This window comes from Pseudomonas sp. URMO17WK12:I6 (assembly GCF_003253625.1).
Classification (GTDB): Bacteria; Pseudomonadota; Gammaproteobacteria; order Pseudomonadales; family Pseudomonadaceae; genus Aquipseudomonas.
In genome coordinates this window covers 223,529-239,369 of the sequence record NZ_QKYZ01000006.1, presented here as the reverse complement: position 1 = coordinate 239,369, position 15,841 = coordinate 223,529, and the positions used below count along the sequence as shown (strand labels likewise).

Genomic DNA, 15,841 nt, shown 5'->3' with positions numbered 1-15,841 from the left:
ACGATTATCAAGAAGAACTGCTCGAGTATCAGGCCTTTGAACTGGACCCGCTGGAACCGGCCGAAGACGCTACCGAGCTGTAATTACGCTGACTGCGGCGAAACTCGCCGGGCGTCTGGCCGTTCCAGCGTTTGAAAGCGCGCTGAAAGGCTTCGGCTGAGGCAAACCCCAGAAGATAGGCGATTTCGCCGAACGCCAGTTCAGTGTCGCGGATGTAGGTCATGGCCAGGTCACGACGTGTATCGTTGAGAATTGCACGAAATTGCGTGCCTTCCTCGGTGAGTTTGCGGCGCAAGGTCCAGGTTGGCAGCTTCAGGCGTGCCGCCACTTCTTCCAGGTCGGGTTCCCGGCCACCATTGAGCAACGGGCCCAGCAACTGAGTGATGCGTTCACGCAGGCTGCGGGTGCGTGTCAGTTGCTCAAGTTCCCGTTCACACAGTTGCAGCAGGTGCCGCCAGGTGCTCGGGCAGTGCTCCGGGTTGCGCTGGGCGAGGCTGTCCAGGCCCAGGCGCAGTTGATTCTGTTCGGCGCCAAACTGAATCGGACAGTCGCCGAGTACGGCATAGGCCTCAAGGTAATCCGGTGCGTCAAATTCGATCTCGATTCGTTCGGCGCGCAGTGGGGCAGGGCTCACGCTGGACAATTGCTGCAACCAGCCAGCGATGATCGAATCCACCACGAAGCGGTTGTAGGCGTTGTAGGGGCTGATCGAATAGAACCGCAGCCAGGCGCCTTGGGCGTCTTCGTGAAAGCTCGACTGGCCTCGATAGTTGGAGCCGTACAGCGCTTCGAAACGAATCAGGCAGCGCGCCGCTTCGCGCACGGTGGGAGCCTGGGCGGCGGTGACGCCGGCCAAGCCGGCCTGGCTCAGGCGACTGAGCTGGCCCATGCGCAAACCCAGCGCCGGGTCGTCGGTCAGTTGAATAGCGCCGTGGCCCAGGCGCATGTAGCGCGGGATCGACAGGCGGGCGCCGGCTTCGGCCAGTCGCGCGGCGTCGAGGCCGTACTGTTCCAGCAACGGTTGTGGGTCCAGGCCATGGCTGCGCACGGCGTCGGCCAGGCTATGGACGAAGCCCACCGACAGATCCCCGAGGCGCATCGGCTGCGGTTTCATCGCTTACAACCAGAGGTTCAGCAATTGCGCGCCGCGGGCATCGCTGTCGGCGAAATGCTGCCCGTTGCTGCTGAGGAAGCTTTGACCGGCGCTGCTCTTGTCCCAGAACTGACCGCGCAGGAACACACTCATGCCGGCGATGCTCTGGCTGGCCGGTGGTTGGGCGGTCAGCGTCAGCCGCTGCCAGGCCTGACCTTCGCTGAGTTCGCCGGCCTTGAGGCTGACAGAGCCCGGCGCGGGCAGGCCTCTATAGCCGCGCCATGGTTGATCCCAGGACCCACGCCCGACGACGAACGCCGGGACCGCCACCAGTTGCGCGCCTTGGGCGTCAAGTTTGCGGTAGTTGTCGGGGTACCAGCTGTCGCTGCCGATCAGCACGCCGAGGCGTCCGGCCGGGGTGTCGACGACGTTGACCGGATGATCGGAATTGCCTTGGAGCGTGCCACGTCCAGCGAACGTCGGGTGCACTTGTCGCTGGGGCTGGCCGATTGGCAGGCCGTCGCGACCGAACACCACGCTGCTGTTGTACAGCGCGCCGCGACCGATGTGCAGGGTGCCGTCGCTGACGCTCGGCTCGGGCAGCACGATGGAACCGGCCACCAGGGTCACGTGGAATTCTTTCGCCAGGCCACCGAACAGCGCCTGGTAATCCTTGGCCATGCGTTTGGCTTTCATCCGCAAGTGCGCGTCGTCGAGACGGTTGCTGCCTTCGGCGCTGATCAGGGCGCGGATGAACTGCAGCGGGTTGCTCACCGCCAGCCAGTTCATGGCTTCCTTGAGGGTGGTGGCCTGGTACAGCTCGTCTTTCTCGCCGCTGACCATCAGCCAGGTGCCGACATGTTCAGGCAGTACGACGATGGTTTTTTCATTCAGCAGGCCCTGGTCCTGGGCCTTCTGCAAATAGGCCGCGAGCTTGCGGTGCAGGCGTTCAGGGCTTTGATAGTCGGTGGGGAACAGCTCGGGCTGGATGCCCAGCAGATTGCCACGATCGGCGGGTGTGCCCTGATCGACCGCGAGATTGATGCGCAGGTCCGACAGGTAATGACCCACCGGACGGTCCGCGGCCCACATCGCGTAGGTCGTCAGAACGGCGATCAACGCCATGGAGAGGGTCAGGTACAGAAGTTTGCGCATGGAAAACAGTCAGCGGCCGTGTGCAGGGTTCGCGACTAGAGTAGGGCCCATGCCAGCGCTTGCCAAGGGGCGCTGCGCATTTGGATCAATAAGTTGTCAGTTACGGTCATTGAGTGACAGCGGTGCGACTCTTAGTCTGTCGAACATGACTGACGGGGGCCGAAGAGCTCCTGCAAATTTTCCGTGATCGCTCGTTGTGGAGTTACCGATGGCCGCCGCTCATTACCCGCACCTGTTGGCCCCGCTGGACCTGGGTTTTACCACGTTGCGCAACCGTACCCTGATGGGTTCGATGCACACGGGCCTCGAGGAAAAACCCGGCGGTTTCGAGCGCATGGCCGCGTACTTTGCCGAACGTGCCCGTGGCGGCGTAGGCCTGATGGTCACTGGCGGTATCGGCCCGAACGATGAGGGTGGGGTTTACTCGGGCGCGGCCAAGCTGACCTCCGATGAAGAAGCGCTCAAACACCGGATCGTCACCCACGCGGTGCACGAGGCGGGCGGCAAGATCTGCATGCAGATCCTGCATGCCGGGCGTTATGCCTACAGCCCGAAACAGGTGGCGCCGAGCGCGATCCAGGCGCCGATCAACCCGTTCAAGCCTAAAGAGCTGGACGAGGAAGGCATCGAGAAGCAGATCAGCGATTTCGTTACCTGCTCGACCCTGGCGCAAAAAGCCGAGTACGACGGCGTCGAGATCATGGGTTCCGAAGGTTATTTCATTAACCAGTTCCTCGCGGCCCACACCAACCATCGCACTGACCGCTGGGGAGGTGTCTACGAAAACCGCATGCGCCTGCCGGTGGAAATCGTCCGTCGGGTGCGCGAAGCGGTCGGCCCGAACTTCATCATTATCTTCCGCCTGTCGATGCTCGACCTGGTGGAAGGCGGCAGCACCTGGGAAGAAATCGTGCAGTTAGCCAAGGCCATCGAGCAGGCGGGCGCGACCATCATCAACACCGGCATCGGCTGGCACGAAGCGCGGATTCCGACCATTGCCACCAAGGTGCCGCGTGCAGCGTTCAGCAAGGTCACGGCGAAACTGCGTGGTTCGGTGAGTATTCCGCTGATCACCACTAACCGCATCAACACCCCGGAAGTCGCCGAGCAGATCCTGGCCGAAGGCGATGCCGACATGGTGTCGATGGCGCGGCCGTTCCTCGCCGACCCGGACTTCGTCAACAAGGCGGCGGCCGGCCGTGCCGATGAAATCAATACCTGCATCGGTTGCAACCAGGCTTGCCTGGATCACACGTTTGGCGGCAAGTTGACCAGTTGCCTGGTGAACCCGCGGGCCTGCCATGAAACCGAACTCAATTACCTGCCGGTGCAGCAGATCAAGAAAATCGCCGTGGTTGGCGCCGGTCCCGCGGGGCTGTCCGCCGCCACCGTGGCGGCCGAGCGCGGTCATCAGGTGACGCTGTTCGATTCGGCCAGCGAAATCGGCGGCCAGTTCAACATCGCCAAGCGCGTGCCGGGCAAGGAAGAGTTCTTCGAAACCCTGCGCTACTTCAACCGCAAGTTGCAGACCAGCAACGTCGAGCTGTGCCTGAACACCCGTGTGGACGTGGCGCAGCTGGTCGAGGGCGGTTACGACGAAATCATCCTCGCTACCGGCATCGCGCCGCGGGTGCCGGCGATTCCGGGTGTCGAGCACGCCAAGGTGCTGAGCTACCTGGACGTGATCCTCGAGCGTAAACCGGTGGGCAAACGCGTCGCGGTAATCGGCGCTGGCGGTATCGGTTTCGACGTGTCGGAATTCCTCGTGCACGAAGGCGTGGCCACCAGTCAGGACCGCGACGCGTTCTGGAAGGAGTGGGGTATCGATACGCACCTTGAAGCGCGTGGCGGTGTCGCGGGCATCAAGGCTGCGCCGCATGCGCCGGCCCGCGAAGTATTCCTGCTGCAACGCAAGACCTCCAAGGTCGGCGATGGCCTGGGCAAGACCACCGGCTGGATTCACCGCACCGGTCTGAAGAACAAAAAGGTGCAAATGCTCAACAGCGTCGAGTACCTGAAGATCGACGACGAAGGCCTGCACATCCGCATCGGCGAAAGCGGCGAACCGCAGGTGCTGCCGGTGGACAACATCGTGATCTGCGCCGGGCAGGATCCATTGCGCGAGTTGCACGACGGTCTGGTTGCGGCCGGGCAGAACGTGCACTTGATCGGCGGCGCGGACGTGGCGGCGGAGCTGGATGCCAAGCGTGCGATCAACCAGGGGTCGCGGTTGGCGGCTGAACTCTAACGTTCGCAGCTATCCCTTGTAGCAGCTGGCGCAGCCTGCGTTCGGCTGCGCAGCAGTCGCAAAATCAGCCATCGCGGTATTCCAGATAAACCGAAGTGTCAGGATTGACGACTGCTTCGCAGCCGAACGCAGCCTTCGGCAGCTGCTACAGGGTTCGTGCTGGCTGATAGACTCCTGTTTTTCGTCAGAACGTAACGCATCAATGCTTTTTCCTCCTGCCGACTGGCTCCCCCAAGCCCCCCTCGAACCCCTTCACCTCGAATGGCTCACCACCGCCGGCATCGACGTCGCCATCCTGCGTCTGGACCAGATCGACCCGCTGATCAGCGGCAACAAGTGGTTCAAACTCATCGAACACCTGAAAGCCGCCGACCAGAACGGCGCCCAAGGCATCATCAGCCTGGGCGGTGCTCACTCCAACCATCTCCACGCATTGGCCGCCGCAGGCAAGCGCTTCGGGTTCACCACGGTCGGTTTGCTGCGCGGGCATCCGCAAGACACCCCGACAGTAAAGGACTTGCAGGCGTTCGGCATGCAGTTGCACTGGCTGGGTTATGGCGGTTATCGAGCGCGGCATGAGCCGGGTTTCTGGCAGCCGTGGCGGGCGCAGTATCCCGAGCTGCAACCGGTGCCGGAAGGTGGTGGTGGCTTGCGTGGGGCGAAGGGCTGCATGCAGCTGGTGGCGCAGGCCCGCGAGCAACTGAGTGGTCTGGGCTGGAGCCATTACGACGGCTGGTGGCTGGCCTGCGGAACGGGCACGACCCTGGCCGGTCTGGTGCTGGCCGAGGCGGGTGAACACCCGGTGTATGGCGCGCTGGCGGTGCCCGATGATCATGGCGTGGCGCAGCAGGTCGAGATGATCGGGCGGGAAGCCGGTTGGGTCGATCCCTTGTATGAACTACTGGACGCCAGCCGTGGCGGTTTTGCCAAAGTCGATCCGCAGCTGCTTGCATTCATCGAGCAGACCGAACAGGCCAGCGGTATTCTTTTCGAGCCGCTGTACACCGGCAAAGCGCTCATGGCTCTCAAGCAACAAGTCGAAGCTGGTAAATTTCCCCAAGGCACGCGCCTGATCTTCATCCACACCGGCGGCCTGCAGGGCCGCCGGGGTTTCGAGCAAAGCGGTCGCGATTAACCGCGTTTGGGCATCATCCGCAGCAAGGTGTTATCGCGCACCACATAGTGGTGGTAAATCCCGGCCACCGCGTGCAACCCGATCAGCCAATAACCGATGGTGGCGCCGAGCTCATGCCAGCCTTGGAACTGCTTGGCCAGCGGTTTGTTTTCTTCGATCAGCAATGGCAAGTCGACGCCATAGAACATCACCCGATGCCCCTCGGCGCTGGTAGTCAGCCAACCCAGAACCGGCACGGTGATCATGAAAATATACAGTGCCCAATGCATCAGCCTGGCAACCACGGTTTGCCAGCGAGGGGAGGCGGGGAATATCTGCGGTGCCGGCCCCAGGCTGCGGGCGAACAGCCGCAACCAGACCAGCACGAACACGGTCAGGCCGAGCATGAAGTGCGCTTCCTTGATCAGCGTTCGGCCGCCACTGCCTTTGGGAAAGATCCCGCGAAATTCGATACAGGCGTAGACCAGTATTAACAGAACCAGCATCAACCAGTGCAGCGCGATCGATACGGTGCTGTAGCGTGATTCGGAATTCTTCCAGGGCATACGGTGTTTCCTCACAATTCTGGTCTGAAGTCACCGTTCTTGTTCGACGGCGTGCACTAACTGTAATCCTGTTTCGCAGGATTTGCCCGAGGCAAATGGGCCGCTCAATGCTCTAAATCAAGTGATCGACCACAAAAAAGCGTCAGTTCCATCCAAGGAACTGGCGCTTGTATTATGAGGCGAGGGGTGCGATCAGTTGGCTTGCGGCATCTCGCCGTTGGCCAGGCGCTTGTTGATGTCGGCGATCACCTCGGGCAAATCGGTGATGGTGTCGATCATGTAGTGCGGTCGCGAGCCTTCGAACAGGGCATGAATGCGCTTGCGTTCGCTGGCCAGTTGGTCGCTGCTTAGCGCGCGATAACCTTCGTAGTCCAGACCCAGCGCGTTACCGGAGCAGATCAACGCCACGGTCCACATGCCGGCACGGCGACCTTCGAGAATGCCCGGCACCGTGTCGTCGATCTTCAGGCAGGCCGCGACGTCGTCGATGCCCAGCGCAATCACATTAGCCAGGGCCTGAGCGGGCCATGGGCGGCCGTTGGGCACTTCGTCGGTGGCGACCACGTGATCGGCGACATAGCCGTTGGTGGCGGCCAGTTCCACCACTTTGTCCATGACTTGTTTCGGGTAGCCGGAGCACGAGCCGATCTTGATTCCTTGCTGACGCAGGTTGGCGATGGTGTCCAGGGCGCCCGGAATCAGTGCCGAGTGTTCGGCGATTTTTTTGATCTGCAGCGGCATGAAGCGTTGGTAGATGGCGGTGACGTCATCGTCGGTCGGCGTGCGGCCGAACACCTGGCGATAACGCTCGGCAACTGATGGCTGATCGCACAGGGTGCGGATGTGGTCCCACTTGCCCATGCCCATCGGCCCACGGGCTTCTTCGATGGAAACCTGGACGTCGAACTCGGCGAAGGCTTCGACGAAAATCTGCGTCGGGGCGATGGAGCCGAAGTCGACCACGGTGCCGGCCCAGTCGAGGATGGCGGCTTGCAGTTTGGTTGGGTTGCTGTAGTTCATGTCTCATATCCTGTCTTGGGGAATTGGTGATCCCCGTAGCAGCTGCCGAGCCTGCGAGGCTGCGTTCGGCTGCGCAGCAGTCGTAAATCTTGTGCACCTGGTTTAACTGAAAGACCGCGATGCCTGGTTTCACGACTGCTGCGCAGCCGAACGCAGCCTCGCGGGCTCGGCAGCTGCTACGGAGCGTGGTGGTTTAGATTTCGATGACTTCCATCTCGCGCAGCACCTCGGCCACGGCCGCCACCGCTGCGTGCATTTCGGCCTGGTTGACGTGGCCGATGCAGCCGACCCGGAAGGTTTCGACCTGGGTCAGTTTGCCGGGGTAGAGGATGAAACCCTTGGCCTTGACCCGTTCGTAGAATTTCTTGAACTGGTAGCGCGGGTCTTTCGGCGCGTGGAAGGTGACGATGATCGGCGCCTGGATTGCGGCGGGCAGGAAGCTGCGCAGGCCCAGTTTGGCCATGTCATCGAGCAGCACCTGGCAGTTGTTGGCGTAGCGTTGATGCCGCGCCGGCAAACCACCTTCTTCGTTGTATTGCAGCAAGGCTTCGTGCAGCGCCGCGACCACGTGGGTCGGCGGGGTGAAACGCCATTGACCGGTCTTGGCCATGTAGCTGTGCTGATCGAACAAGTCCATCGCCAGCGAGTGCGAGTTGCCGGCGGCGTTCGCCAGCGCTTCTTTGCGAGCGAAGACGAAACCCATCCCCGGCACGCCCTCCAGGCATTTGCCCGAGGCGGCGATCAGGGCGTCGAACGGCACCTGTTGCGCATCGATCGGCAGGGCGCCAAACGAGCTCATGGCGTCGATGATCAGGCGTTTGCCGTGCTGCTCGATGACGTGGGCGATTTCCGCCAGCGGGTTGAGGATGCCGGTGCTGGTTTCGCAGTGAATCAAGGCGACGTGGGTGATGCTGGCGTCGGCCTGCAGCAGGCGGTCGACGTCGGCGGTGGTGATCGGTTCGTCTTCGGCGGTTTCGAAGGTGCTGAACGAACGGCCAAGCACTTCGCAGATCTTCGCCAGGCGTTTGCCGTAGGCGCCGTTGATCAGCACCAGGACTTTGCCGTCCCGGGGCACCAGCGTGCCGATCGCCGCTTCGACCGCGAACGTGCCGCTGCCTTGCAGGGGCACGCAGTGGTGGCTGTCGCCGCCGTTGATGATCACCAGCAATTGCTCGCACAGGCTGGCGGTCAATTGGTTGAAGCGGTCATCCCATGAACCCCAGTCGACCATCATCGCCTGACGGGTACGTTGCGATGTGGTCAATGGGCCGGGGGTGAGCAGGATGGGCTCGGCAATACGCATTCTTGTGTCCTTGCAAAAGCTCAGTGGGATGAAACTACGGGGCATAAATTGCAATTCGGCGTGCTATCAATCAAATTGTTTGTTGTTATGCCAGCCATCAGTGAGAGTTATTAATGAATCTGTTCCAGCTGCGTGCCTTCGATGCCGTGGCCCGCGAGGGCAGTTTCACCCGTGCCGCAGCGCGCCTGTTCATCAGCCAACCGGCGGTCACCGGGCACATCAAGGCGCTGGAGGAGCACTACCAGATCACCTTGCTGCGCCGCACCGCGCGGCGGGTCGAGTTGACGGAAGAGGGCACCAGGCTCGCGGCGATCACCCGGGCAATGTTCGGCCTGGCCGAAGAAGCGCAGGCGATGCTGGAGGCCAACCGGCAGCTACTCACCGGGCGCCTGGAAGTGGCGGCGGATGGCCCGCACATGGTCATGCCGATGCTCGCCAGCCTGCGTGCGCGTTATCCGGGGATCACCGTGAACCTGCGGTTGGGCAATGCCCAGGAAACCCTCGCGGCGTTGCTGTCGGAGCATGCCGACGTGGCGGTGCTGACCGAAGTGGAGCCGCGCAAAGGGTTGCATCTGCAAGGGTTGAGCGAGTCGAGGATTTGCGCGTTGGTGCGCGCGGGCCATCCGTGGGCGCAGCAGTCGCAAGGGCTGCCGCTCAAGGCGCTGGATCAGGTGATCATGGTGCTGCGCGAGCCGAGTTCGATTACCCGGCGCACGTTCGACGAGGCGTGCGTTCAGGCCGGGGTCAATCCGCGGGTGTTGCTGGAACTGGACAGTCGCGAGGCCGTGACCGAGGCAGTGGCCGCCGAGTTGGGCGTGGGCGTGGTGTCGTCGGTGGAAGTCAGCCACGACCCACGGGTGGCGGCGGTGCCGATCATTGGCGAGGGGCTGGTCAATCGGCACATGATCGGTTGTATGGAACGGCGGCGGGATTTGCGCTTGATACAGGCGTTTTTTGGGTTGGCGCCCGTCGGGTAGACCGCGGCGCGGCTATCGCGGGCAAGCCACGCTCCCACAGGTTTTGCGTCGTACACAAGGTTGGCGGCCAGCATAAATTCCTGTGGGAGCGGCCCGGTAAAATCACGGCATGGGATCCGAGCGGTTGATCAGCCAGTCGAGCAGCAGATGCGCATCGCGGCGTGGTTCGGGAGCGGGCCGGGAAGGCTGGAGGTGGCTCATGCCGGCACACAACACCGGTCGGTCCGGGTCGCTGTCGAGAAAACTGACCAACACTTCGGTGCCGGCCAAGGGCAGCCTGGACGGATCGATCCGACCGTCCGGTGCTGCGAGGGCGACCGGTAGCCAGAGCCCAACGGACTCATCCGCCTCGAACCCCGGTTTCGGCCACAAGCAGACCTGTATTCGGCCTTGCTCGTCGAGCGCTGCCAGCTGCCCGACGGGGCCCAGCACCCGGGCGGTCTGATAGCCCGGGATGCTCGGCCTGACCTGTTTGAGCGCCGGCCTGAATACCGTTGACCAGGGAATGGCGGTGAAGCGATTGCTGTAGCGCCCGGCCATGTCATGGCCGGGCTTGTCCTCGGCGAGAATCGACGGCTGCTGCCCCTGGTGCTGGATGTTGGTGAGCAGCCACTGATCGTTGAAGCTCGAGAGCGGGTGCTGCGCCACTTGTACGATTCGTCCGCTGCGCAGCTCGTTCAGGGTGCTTTGGCCGTGGATCTGCCGGTGCTGGCAACGCAGGCGTTCCAGCGAGCGGCGGCCCAGCTGTTCGCGATGAAGCTGTTCGGGCGCAGGTCTTGCCGTAACCGGGCCCGTTCCGGTGAGCGGGTGGTTGGCCGCGCCGTCGCCGATCACGTGCGCGCCGCGGTTTCTGGCATCCCATTGTGCCGGGGCGGGGTCCGGGTCATGGCGCTGGAACAGTTCGCTGATCGCCGGCAAGAGCGGGTCGTTGAACACGTCGGCATGGAACGGCATCAGCAGCGGTTCCTGCGGGAAACTCAGGCTGTCATCGGCCAGGACCAGCACGTGCCCGTCGTGCTGATGTTCGAAGTGGAAGTGGATGCCTTCTTCTTCACACAGCCGCTGCATGAAGGCCAGATCGCTCTCATCGTACTGAATGCAAAAGGGCCGCAGCGGGTAGTGGCCGCAGGTCAGGTCGAAGCGATAGCTGTGCTCGGGCAGCTGATGCTTTTCCAGCAACTGACGCATGATTGCCGGCACGCTGAGACGATGAAAAACCCGACGCGAGCTGTGCAACTGAAGTCGTTGCAGATGGGGCGCCAGCACCAGTGAGTAGCCGACCCGATACGGGCCGCGATGTTCGCGGCTGACGCTGTGGATCACGCCGTGAATGCCCTGATCAGCCGACAGCCTCAGGAACGCCGGCTGTTGCAGCAACCGATCCAGGTTCATCGCCGGCGCGAGGCCGATCACCTCGATGTCGAATCGATAGGGCTGGTTGAGGCCCTCGCGGCCATTGAACTGCAACACCTGCAAACTCAGACCGCCGTCGAGGAGTGTCAGGGTGTAGGGGCTTTCCTTGTCGTTGTGCATCGAGCGCGCTTCTGCCTTGGAGAACGGGCGCAGAGGGTACGAAACCATAGCCCTGAAGCGTCACCGCAAATCGACTTTTCAGAATCGCCCTACAAACGCTGGTGAAGATGTCGACCCGTCGTGGGCTGAAGATGTTGGAATTTTTTGGTCGATTGGCATCTTTAGGCCGTATAAACTTGCGCTACGCGTCGGCCAATAGATGTCTCGGCGCCACAGATCAAGAGAGTGAGTAATGGGCGCACAGTGGAAGGTTAAACACAAAGAAGCGGCAGCCAACGCCAAGGGCAAGATCTTCGGCAAACTGGTGAAGGAAATCACCATTGCTGCGCGCAACGGTGCCGATACCGCCACCAACGCACACCTGCGTCTGGTGGTCGAACAGGCGAAAAAAGCCTCGATGCCTCGCGAAACCCTGGAACGCGCGATCAAGAAAGGCTCCGGCCAGCTCGGCGAAACCGTGCAATACCATCGCGTGACGTATGAAGGGTTCGCACCGCATCAGGTGCCACTGATCGTTGAATGCGTGACTGACAACATCAACCGCACCGTCGCTGAAATCCGCGTGGCGTTCCGCAAGGGCCAGTTGGGCGCTTCCGGTTCGGTGGCCTGGGACTTCAACCACGTCGGCATGATCGAGGCGTCCCCGGACAGCCCTGACGCCGATCCGGAAATGGCCGCGATCGAAGCCGGCGCCCAGGATTTCGAGCCGGGCGAAGACGGCGCGACGCTGTTCCTGACCGACCCTGCGGACCTGGATGCGGTACAGAAAGCGCTGCCGGAGCAAGGCTTCACCGTGTTGTCGGCCAAGTTGGGTTATCAACCGAAGAACCCGGTGAGCGGCTTGAGCGACGAGCAGATGGCAGAAGTCGAAGCGTTCCTCGAAGGCCTCGATAACCACGATGACGTGCAGGACATGTTTGTCGGGTTGGCGGGTTAAGCGGTTCTGACCGTTGTGATTTAACCTGTGGTGAGGGAGCTCCCTCGCCACAGGTTCTATATTTGCTGCTAGTTGAACGCGGCCATCTCCCGCACCACCTCACTGAACCCCGGCCGCGCCAACACATCCGGCTGACAGCAGCGCTGCTGTAAATCCTCTAACGCGACCCGCTGTTCAGCGCTCAACCCTGAGTCGATCCGCTCCAGCAATTCTCCCAGCAAAATCCCGAACGCCCGTACCTCGATCCGTTGCAGCGCGCGGCTTTCAAGGCTGTCCGAGGTGGCATGGAAAGATGCCGCACCAAAATCCCCCAACAGACAATCGCCATGCTCGTTCCACAGAATGTTGTGGCCATAGAGGTCGCCGTGGGTGATGCCTTGACGGTGCAGGTGTTCGGCCACCGAGGCGATGCCACTGGCGATGCGCATTGCCACGCCGGCGCTGAACCGGGTGTCGTCGGCATAGATGTCGCGGGAGCAGGACGCCAGGCTCGGCAGGCTGGCCAGGTTGCGGTAGCTCGGATCGATCAGTTGCATCACCAGCCCGGCTTGCGCCTGTGGGTGCCCGACGATCCGCCCTTCGACCCGGATCAGGTTGGGGTGGATGCCGGCGGTGATGCAGGCGTTCATTTCGTGCAACGGCGAGCCGTCGCTGGTCATCTCGCCTTTGTAGAGTTTTACCGCGACCTGTTTTGTCTGCTCCCACAGCGCCTGATGAATGACCCCCGACGCGCCTTCGCCGAGTTTCTGCTCCAGGCTCAGCTCGGACCAGGGAATGCTCGTCGTGGCTTCAAGTGCGGCCGCATCGGCTTCGGTTTCCAATGGGTTACCGGCGTACGCCAGCCAGGTCAGGCCCGGCAGGGTCAGCAGCCATTCGGGAAGCTCGGTGAGCTGATTGGCGGCAATGCGGATCAGTTCAAGTCGATGACAGTGGCTCAGGCTCTCGGGCAAACGCTGTAAGCGGTTACCGGCGAGCATGAGTTTTTGCAGGTACGGGCGCTCGCCCAGTTCGGTTGGCAGATCCGTGATGCGGTTGTCGGTCAGGATCAGCCAGCGCAACAGCGGCGGCAGGGCGGCGGCCGGCACGTGTTCGATGGCGTTGGCCTTGAAACCGATCATTGTCAGCGCCGTACACTGGCCGAGGCAGGCGGGCAGTTCGGTGAACTGATTGTCCGAGCAGAACAGCACGCGCAAACGGGTCAGGCGGTGCAGATCGTCCGGCAGGCTGCGCAAGGCGTTGCCGCTGAGGTTGAGCACTTCCAGCGAGTCCGCCAGGTCGAAGATTTCCCGGGGGAATTCGGTCAGGTCACAGACCAGGTCCAGGCGGGTGATACCCGACAGTTGGCCGGCGCGCAGTTGTGCGAGGGTGTGCATAGGCAGGTTCGCTATTGATCTGAAGGAAGGCGCTGGGGCCTGGAAATGGGCGACATGATAGCGGGAAAGTGGTGGTGGCTGTCAGGCGAGTTCCCTGACTTCCAGTAACTGCCCCAGCCGGCTGCGCGTGCGCGCCAGGTCGATGGCATCGCCATCCAGGCATTCGCGCAATGACTGGTGGCCGAGCAGAATCAGGTGTTTGTCCTGGTCGTACAAGACGTCGATCAGGTTGATGAAGCGTTGCTGGGCGGCGATTGAACAGCCGGCGAGGCTGGGCAGTTTGTCGATGATCCAGCGGTCGAAGCGCCGGCACAGTTCCAGGTAGTCCATGACGGCGGTGGGGTGTTCGCACAAGTCGGCGAAGGTGAAGCCAATGGTTCGCCCTTCGCAGTATCGGGCTTGAAGGTGTCGTGTCCCGACGGGCAGCCGAATGGGCGGTGCGTCGTGTTCGAGCAGGTGCAGCGCCTGACGCTGGCTCACCGTGGCCGGCCAGACGTACTGGCCCTGGGTAAACAGCTGCTGCGCACGGGGTCGCGCCTGACTGCGGTAATCATGGGGGCCGCCGACTTCCATCACCTGCATGCGCGTGTTGATCAGGTCGATCACCGGTTTGAAACGGGCATGGTAAAGCGGGTTGGGCAGTAAACCTTCCGGCGGGTAGTTTGAGGTCACCAGCAGCAGAATCCCCCGGCGAAACAGCGCCTTGAACAACCGCGTGATGAGCATCGCATCGCCGATGTCATGCACGTGGAATTCATCGAAACACAGCACTCGGCAGTCTTGCAGCAGTTCGTCGAGGGTGGTTGCCAGCGCATCGGGCTGATCGCGATGGCTGAACATGCCCTGGTGCAACTGCGCAAAAAACTCATGGAAGTGCAGGCGCTGTTTTGCCGTGACGGGGATGGCCTGGAAAAAACCGTCGAGCAGCCAGCTCTTGCCGCGCCCGACCGCACCATGGAGGTAAAGTCCGGGGAGTGGCGTCGATGACCCCGGCAGCGCCGACGCGTGCTGCGCCATGCAGTCGATCACGCGCAACTGGCTGTGACTGAGGGTGTAGCCCTGAACATGGGCCTTGTGGCGGAAGTAGTCGTGGATCACCCGGCCTTGCGCGCTGCCACTGGATGGCGCCGCGAATGCCTTGCCGAAAAAACGGCGTAGCGCGGACCAGCGTGGTGTGAGTTGCGGACGGTTGGGCGGTCGTACGGCCAATGTGATGTCACCCCGTAATCTTCAGGCCGGCTCCCCCTGAGCCGCAGCGGCGTAGTTTAACCAAGTGGGTAATTTCCCTTCCACTGCTGCCGACCAAGCTTTTGTGTCGAGAAGGCTTTTGTGGCGAGGGAGCTTGCTCCCGTTGGGCTGCGAAGCGGCCCCAAAAAAGGAACTGCTGCGCAGTTCAACGGGAGCAAGCTCCCTCGCCACAGGCAAGCTCCCGTGCCACAAAAGCCCTCTCACCTGATCTTCGAGGTTAGCGCTCGATACTGCGATTCCACCGGTCATTCCACGTCGGACGCTGTTCGTTGACCTGATCCCAATCGATGGCAATCGCCGTTTCCAGATAGTGTTTCATTGCCTCGACCTGACCGCGGGTCTTGTCGGTGGTTGGCGTATTCGGGTTCGACGGAATCTGATCGCCGTCTTCAAGCGCCGCAGCCTGTGCGGCAGGCGTCAGCAAGAAGGCCGCGAGTTTCTGCGCCAGTTCCGGCTGGGTGTTGTTGGCGATGGCGCATTCGGCCACGTTGAGCACCACCGAGCCTTCCTTCGGCTGCGCATATTCCACCGGCATGCCCTTGAGTTTCAGTGCGGTGACCTGGGTCGGGGTCAGCGGGAACAGCGCCGCTTCATCGGTCTGGAGCATTTCGGAGATTTTCGCCGAGCTCGGAATGTACTCCAGCACGTTGCGCCCGACGGTGTTCGGCCAGGCCTTGAACCCCGGTTCGACGTTAGTCTCGCTGCCGCCCTGAATCCGGTTGAACATCAGGAAACCGTGCAGGCCGAAGGTCGAGGAGGCCATCGACTGGAACACCAGTTTGTCCTTGAAGCGCGGATCGGCCATGTCCATCCAGGAGGTCGGCGCGTTCCAGCCCTTTTCCTTGAACAGCCGCGTGTTGTACGCCAACCCGGTAACGCCGAGGCTGACCGCCACCGCTTGATCCTTGATGCGGCCCTTGGGCGGAATCTGCGCCAGGGTCGGGCTGTCTTCGAGTTTGTCGCACAGGCCCATGGCAATGGCGCGGTACATGATGCCGTCGTCGAGGAACATCACGTGCAATTGCGGGTTGCCTTTGCTGGCCTGGACCTTGGCCAGAATATCGGCCGAGGTCCCCGGCACAATCACCACTTTGACGTTATTGGCTTTCTCGAAAGCCGGCAGCACCTTGTCGGCGTAGAGCCGCTCCATGGTCCCGCCGTTCATGCCCAGGTAAAGCGTCGGTTCGGCGTGGGCCTGAGTGACCGTGAGCAGGGCGCTCATGCAGGACAAACCGAGCAGTGCAGTGCGTTTGAGGTTATTCATTGGCGCGACC

13 protein-coding genes are annotated in these 15,841 nt (G+C 62.1%); 4 read left to right on the top strand and 9 right to left on the bottom strand.

Translation table 11 applies throughout. The features are described from left to right. Positions 1-28: 28 nt before the first annotated feature. Positions 29-1,114, bottom strand: coding sequence for an AraC family transcriptional regulator (locus tag F475_RS13460; protein WP_018925427.1), 1,086 nt, complete (start codon positions 1,112-1,114; stop codon positions 29-31). Positions 1,115-1,117: 3 nt separating this feature from the next. Further along, positions 1,118-2,248 carry a carbon-nitrogen hydrolase family protein gene (locus F475_RS13455; RefSeq protein WP_018925428.1) on the bottom strand — a complete coding sequence of 377 codons (1,131 nt, stop codon included), beginning with the start codon at positions 2,246-2,248 and terminating at the stop codon, positions 1,118-1,120. Positions 2,249-2,456: 208 nt separating this feature from the next. Here F475_RS13455 and F475_RS13450 point away from each other — a divergent pair, with 208 nt between their 5' ends. Next, positions 2,457-4,496 carry an FAD-dependent oxidoreductase gene (locus tag F475_RS13450; RefSeq protein ID WP_111454101.1) on the top strand — a complete coding sequence of 680 codons (2,040 nt, stop codon included), beginning with the start codon at positions 2,457-2,459 and terminating at the stop codon, positions 4,494-4,496. A gap of 202 nt (positions 4,497-4,698) precedes the next feature. Then, positions 4,699-5,631, top strand: coding sequence for a 1-aminocyclopropane-1-carboxylate deaminase/D-cysteine desulfhydrase (locus F475_RS13445; protein ID WP_111454100.1), 933 nt, complete (start codon positions 4,699-4,701; stop codon positions 5,629-5,631). Here the strand turns inward: F475_RS13445 and F475_RS13440 are convergent. The 3 genes from F475_RS13440 to F475_RS13430 all read right to left on the bottom strand — a co-directional run bounded on the left by F475_RS13440 (position 5,628) and on the right by F475_RS13430 (position 8,499). Then, entirely contained in the window at positions 5,628-6,176 is a 549-nt protein-coding gene (locus tag F475_RS13440; protein WP_018925431.1) for a cytochrome b, read from the bottom strand. The two genes, F475_RS13445 and F475_RS13440, sit on opposite strands and share 4 nt — an antisense overlap. A gap of 192 nt (positions 6,177-6,368) precedes the next feature. Next, positions 6,369-7,196, bottom strand: a complete 828-nt coding sequence (gene phnX / locus F475_RS13435; RefSeq protein WP_111454099.1) for a phosphonoacetaldehyde hydrolase — start codon at positions 7,194-7,196, stop codon at positions 6,369-6,371. Positions 7,197-7,389: 193 nt separating this feature from the next. Next, a complete protein-coding gene (locus tag F475_RS13430) occupies positions 7,390-8,499 on the bottom strand; it encodes a 2-aminoethylphosphonate--pyruvate transaminase (protein ID WP_111454098.1) in 1,110 nt (369 codons plus the stop codon). A gap of 113 nt (positions 8,500-8,612) precedes the next feature. Between F475_RS13430 and F475_RS13425 the strand changes: the two genes are divergently transcribed. Beyond that, positions 8,613-9,476, top strand: a complete 864-nt coding sequence (locus tag F475_RS13425) for a LysR substrate-binding domain-containing protein (protein ID WP_111454097.1) — start codon at positions 8,613-8,615, stop codon at positions 9,474-9,476. 102 nt (positions 9,477-9,578) lie between these two features. Here the strand turns inward: F475_RS13425 and F475_RS13420 are convergent, their stop codons facing one another. Then, positions 9,579-11,009: a type VI secretion system Vgr family protein gene (locus F475_RS13420; protein ID WP_111454096.1), complete on the bottom strand. Its 1,431-nt coding sequence runs from the start codon at positions 11,007-11,009 to the stop codon at positions 9,579-9,581. Positions 11,010-11,241: 232 nt separating this feature from the next. On the opposite strand from F475_RS13420, the gene F475_RS13415 reads away from it, so the two are divergent. Beyond that, a complete protein-coding gene (locus F475_RS13415) occupies positions 11,242-11,946 on the top strand; it encodes a YebC/PmpR family DNA-binding transcriptional regulator (RefSeq protein ID WP_007940960.1) in 705 nt (234 codons plus the stop codon). Positions 11,947-12,014: 68 nt separating this feature from the next. On the opposite strand, the gene F475_RS13410 is transcribed toward F475_RS13415, so the two are convergent. The 3 genes from F475_RS13410 to F475_RS13395 all read right to left on the bottom strand — a co-directional run bounded on the left by F475_RS13410 (position 12,015) and on the right by F475_RS13395 (position 15,831). Next, complete coding sequence (locus F475_RS13410) at positions 12,015-13,319, bottom strand: leucine-rich repeat-containing protein kinase family protein (protein WP_111454095.1); 1,305 nt, start codon at positions 13,317-13,319, stop codon at positions 12,015-12,017. A gap of 81 nt (positions 13,320-13,400) precedes the next feature. Further along, positions 13,401-14,528 carry a cell division protein ZapE gene (zapE, locus tag F475_RS13405; RefSeq protein ID WP_111454094.1) on the bottom strand — a complete coding sequence of 376 codons (1,128 nt, stop codon included), beginning with the start codon at positions 14,526-14,528 and terminating at the stop codon, positions 13,401-13,403. Between the two features lie 256 nt (positions 14,529-14,784). After that, entirely contained in the window at positions 14,785-15,831 is a 1,047-nt protein-coding gene (locus tag F475_RS13395) for an ABC transporter substrate-binding protein (protein WP_018925438.1), read from the bottom strand. Between the last annotated feature and the right edge of the window lie 10 nt (positions 15,832-15,841).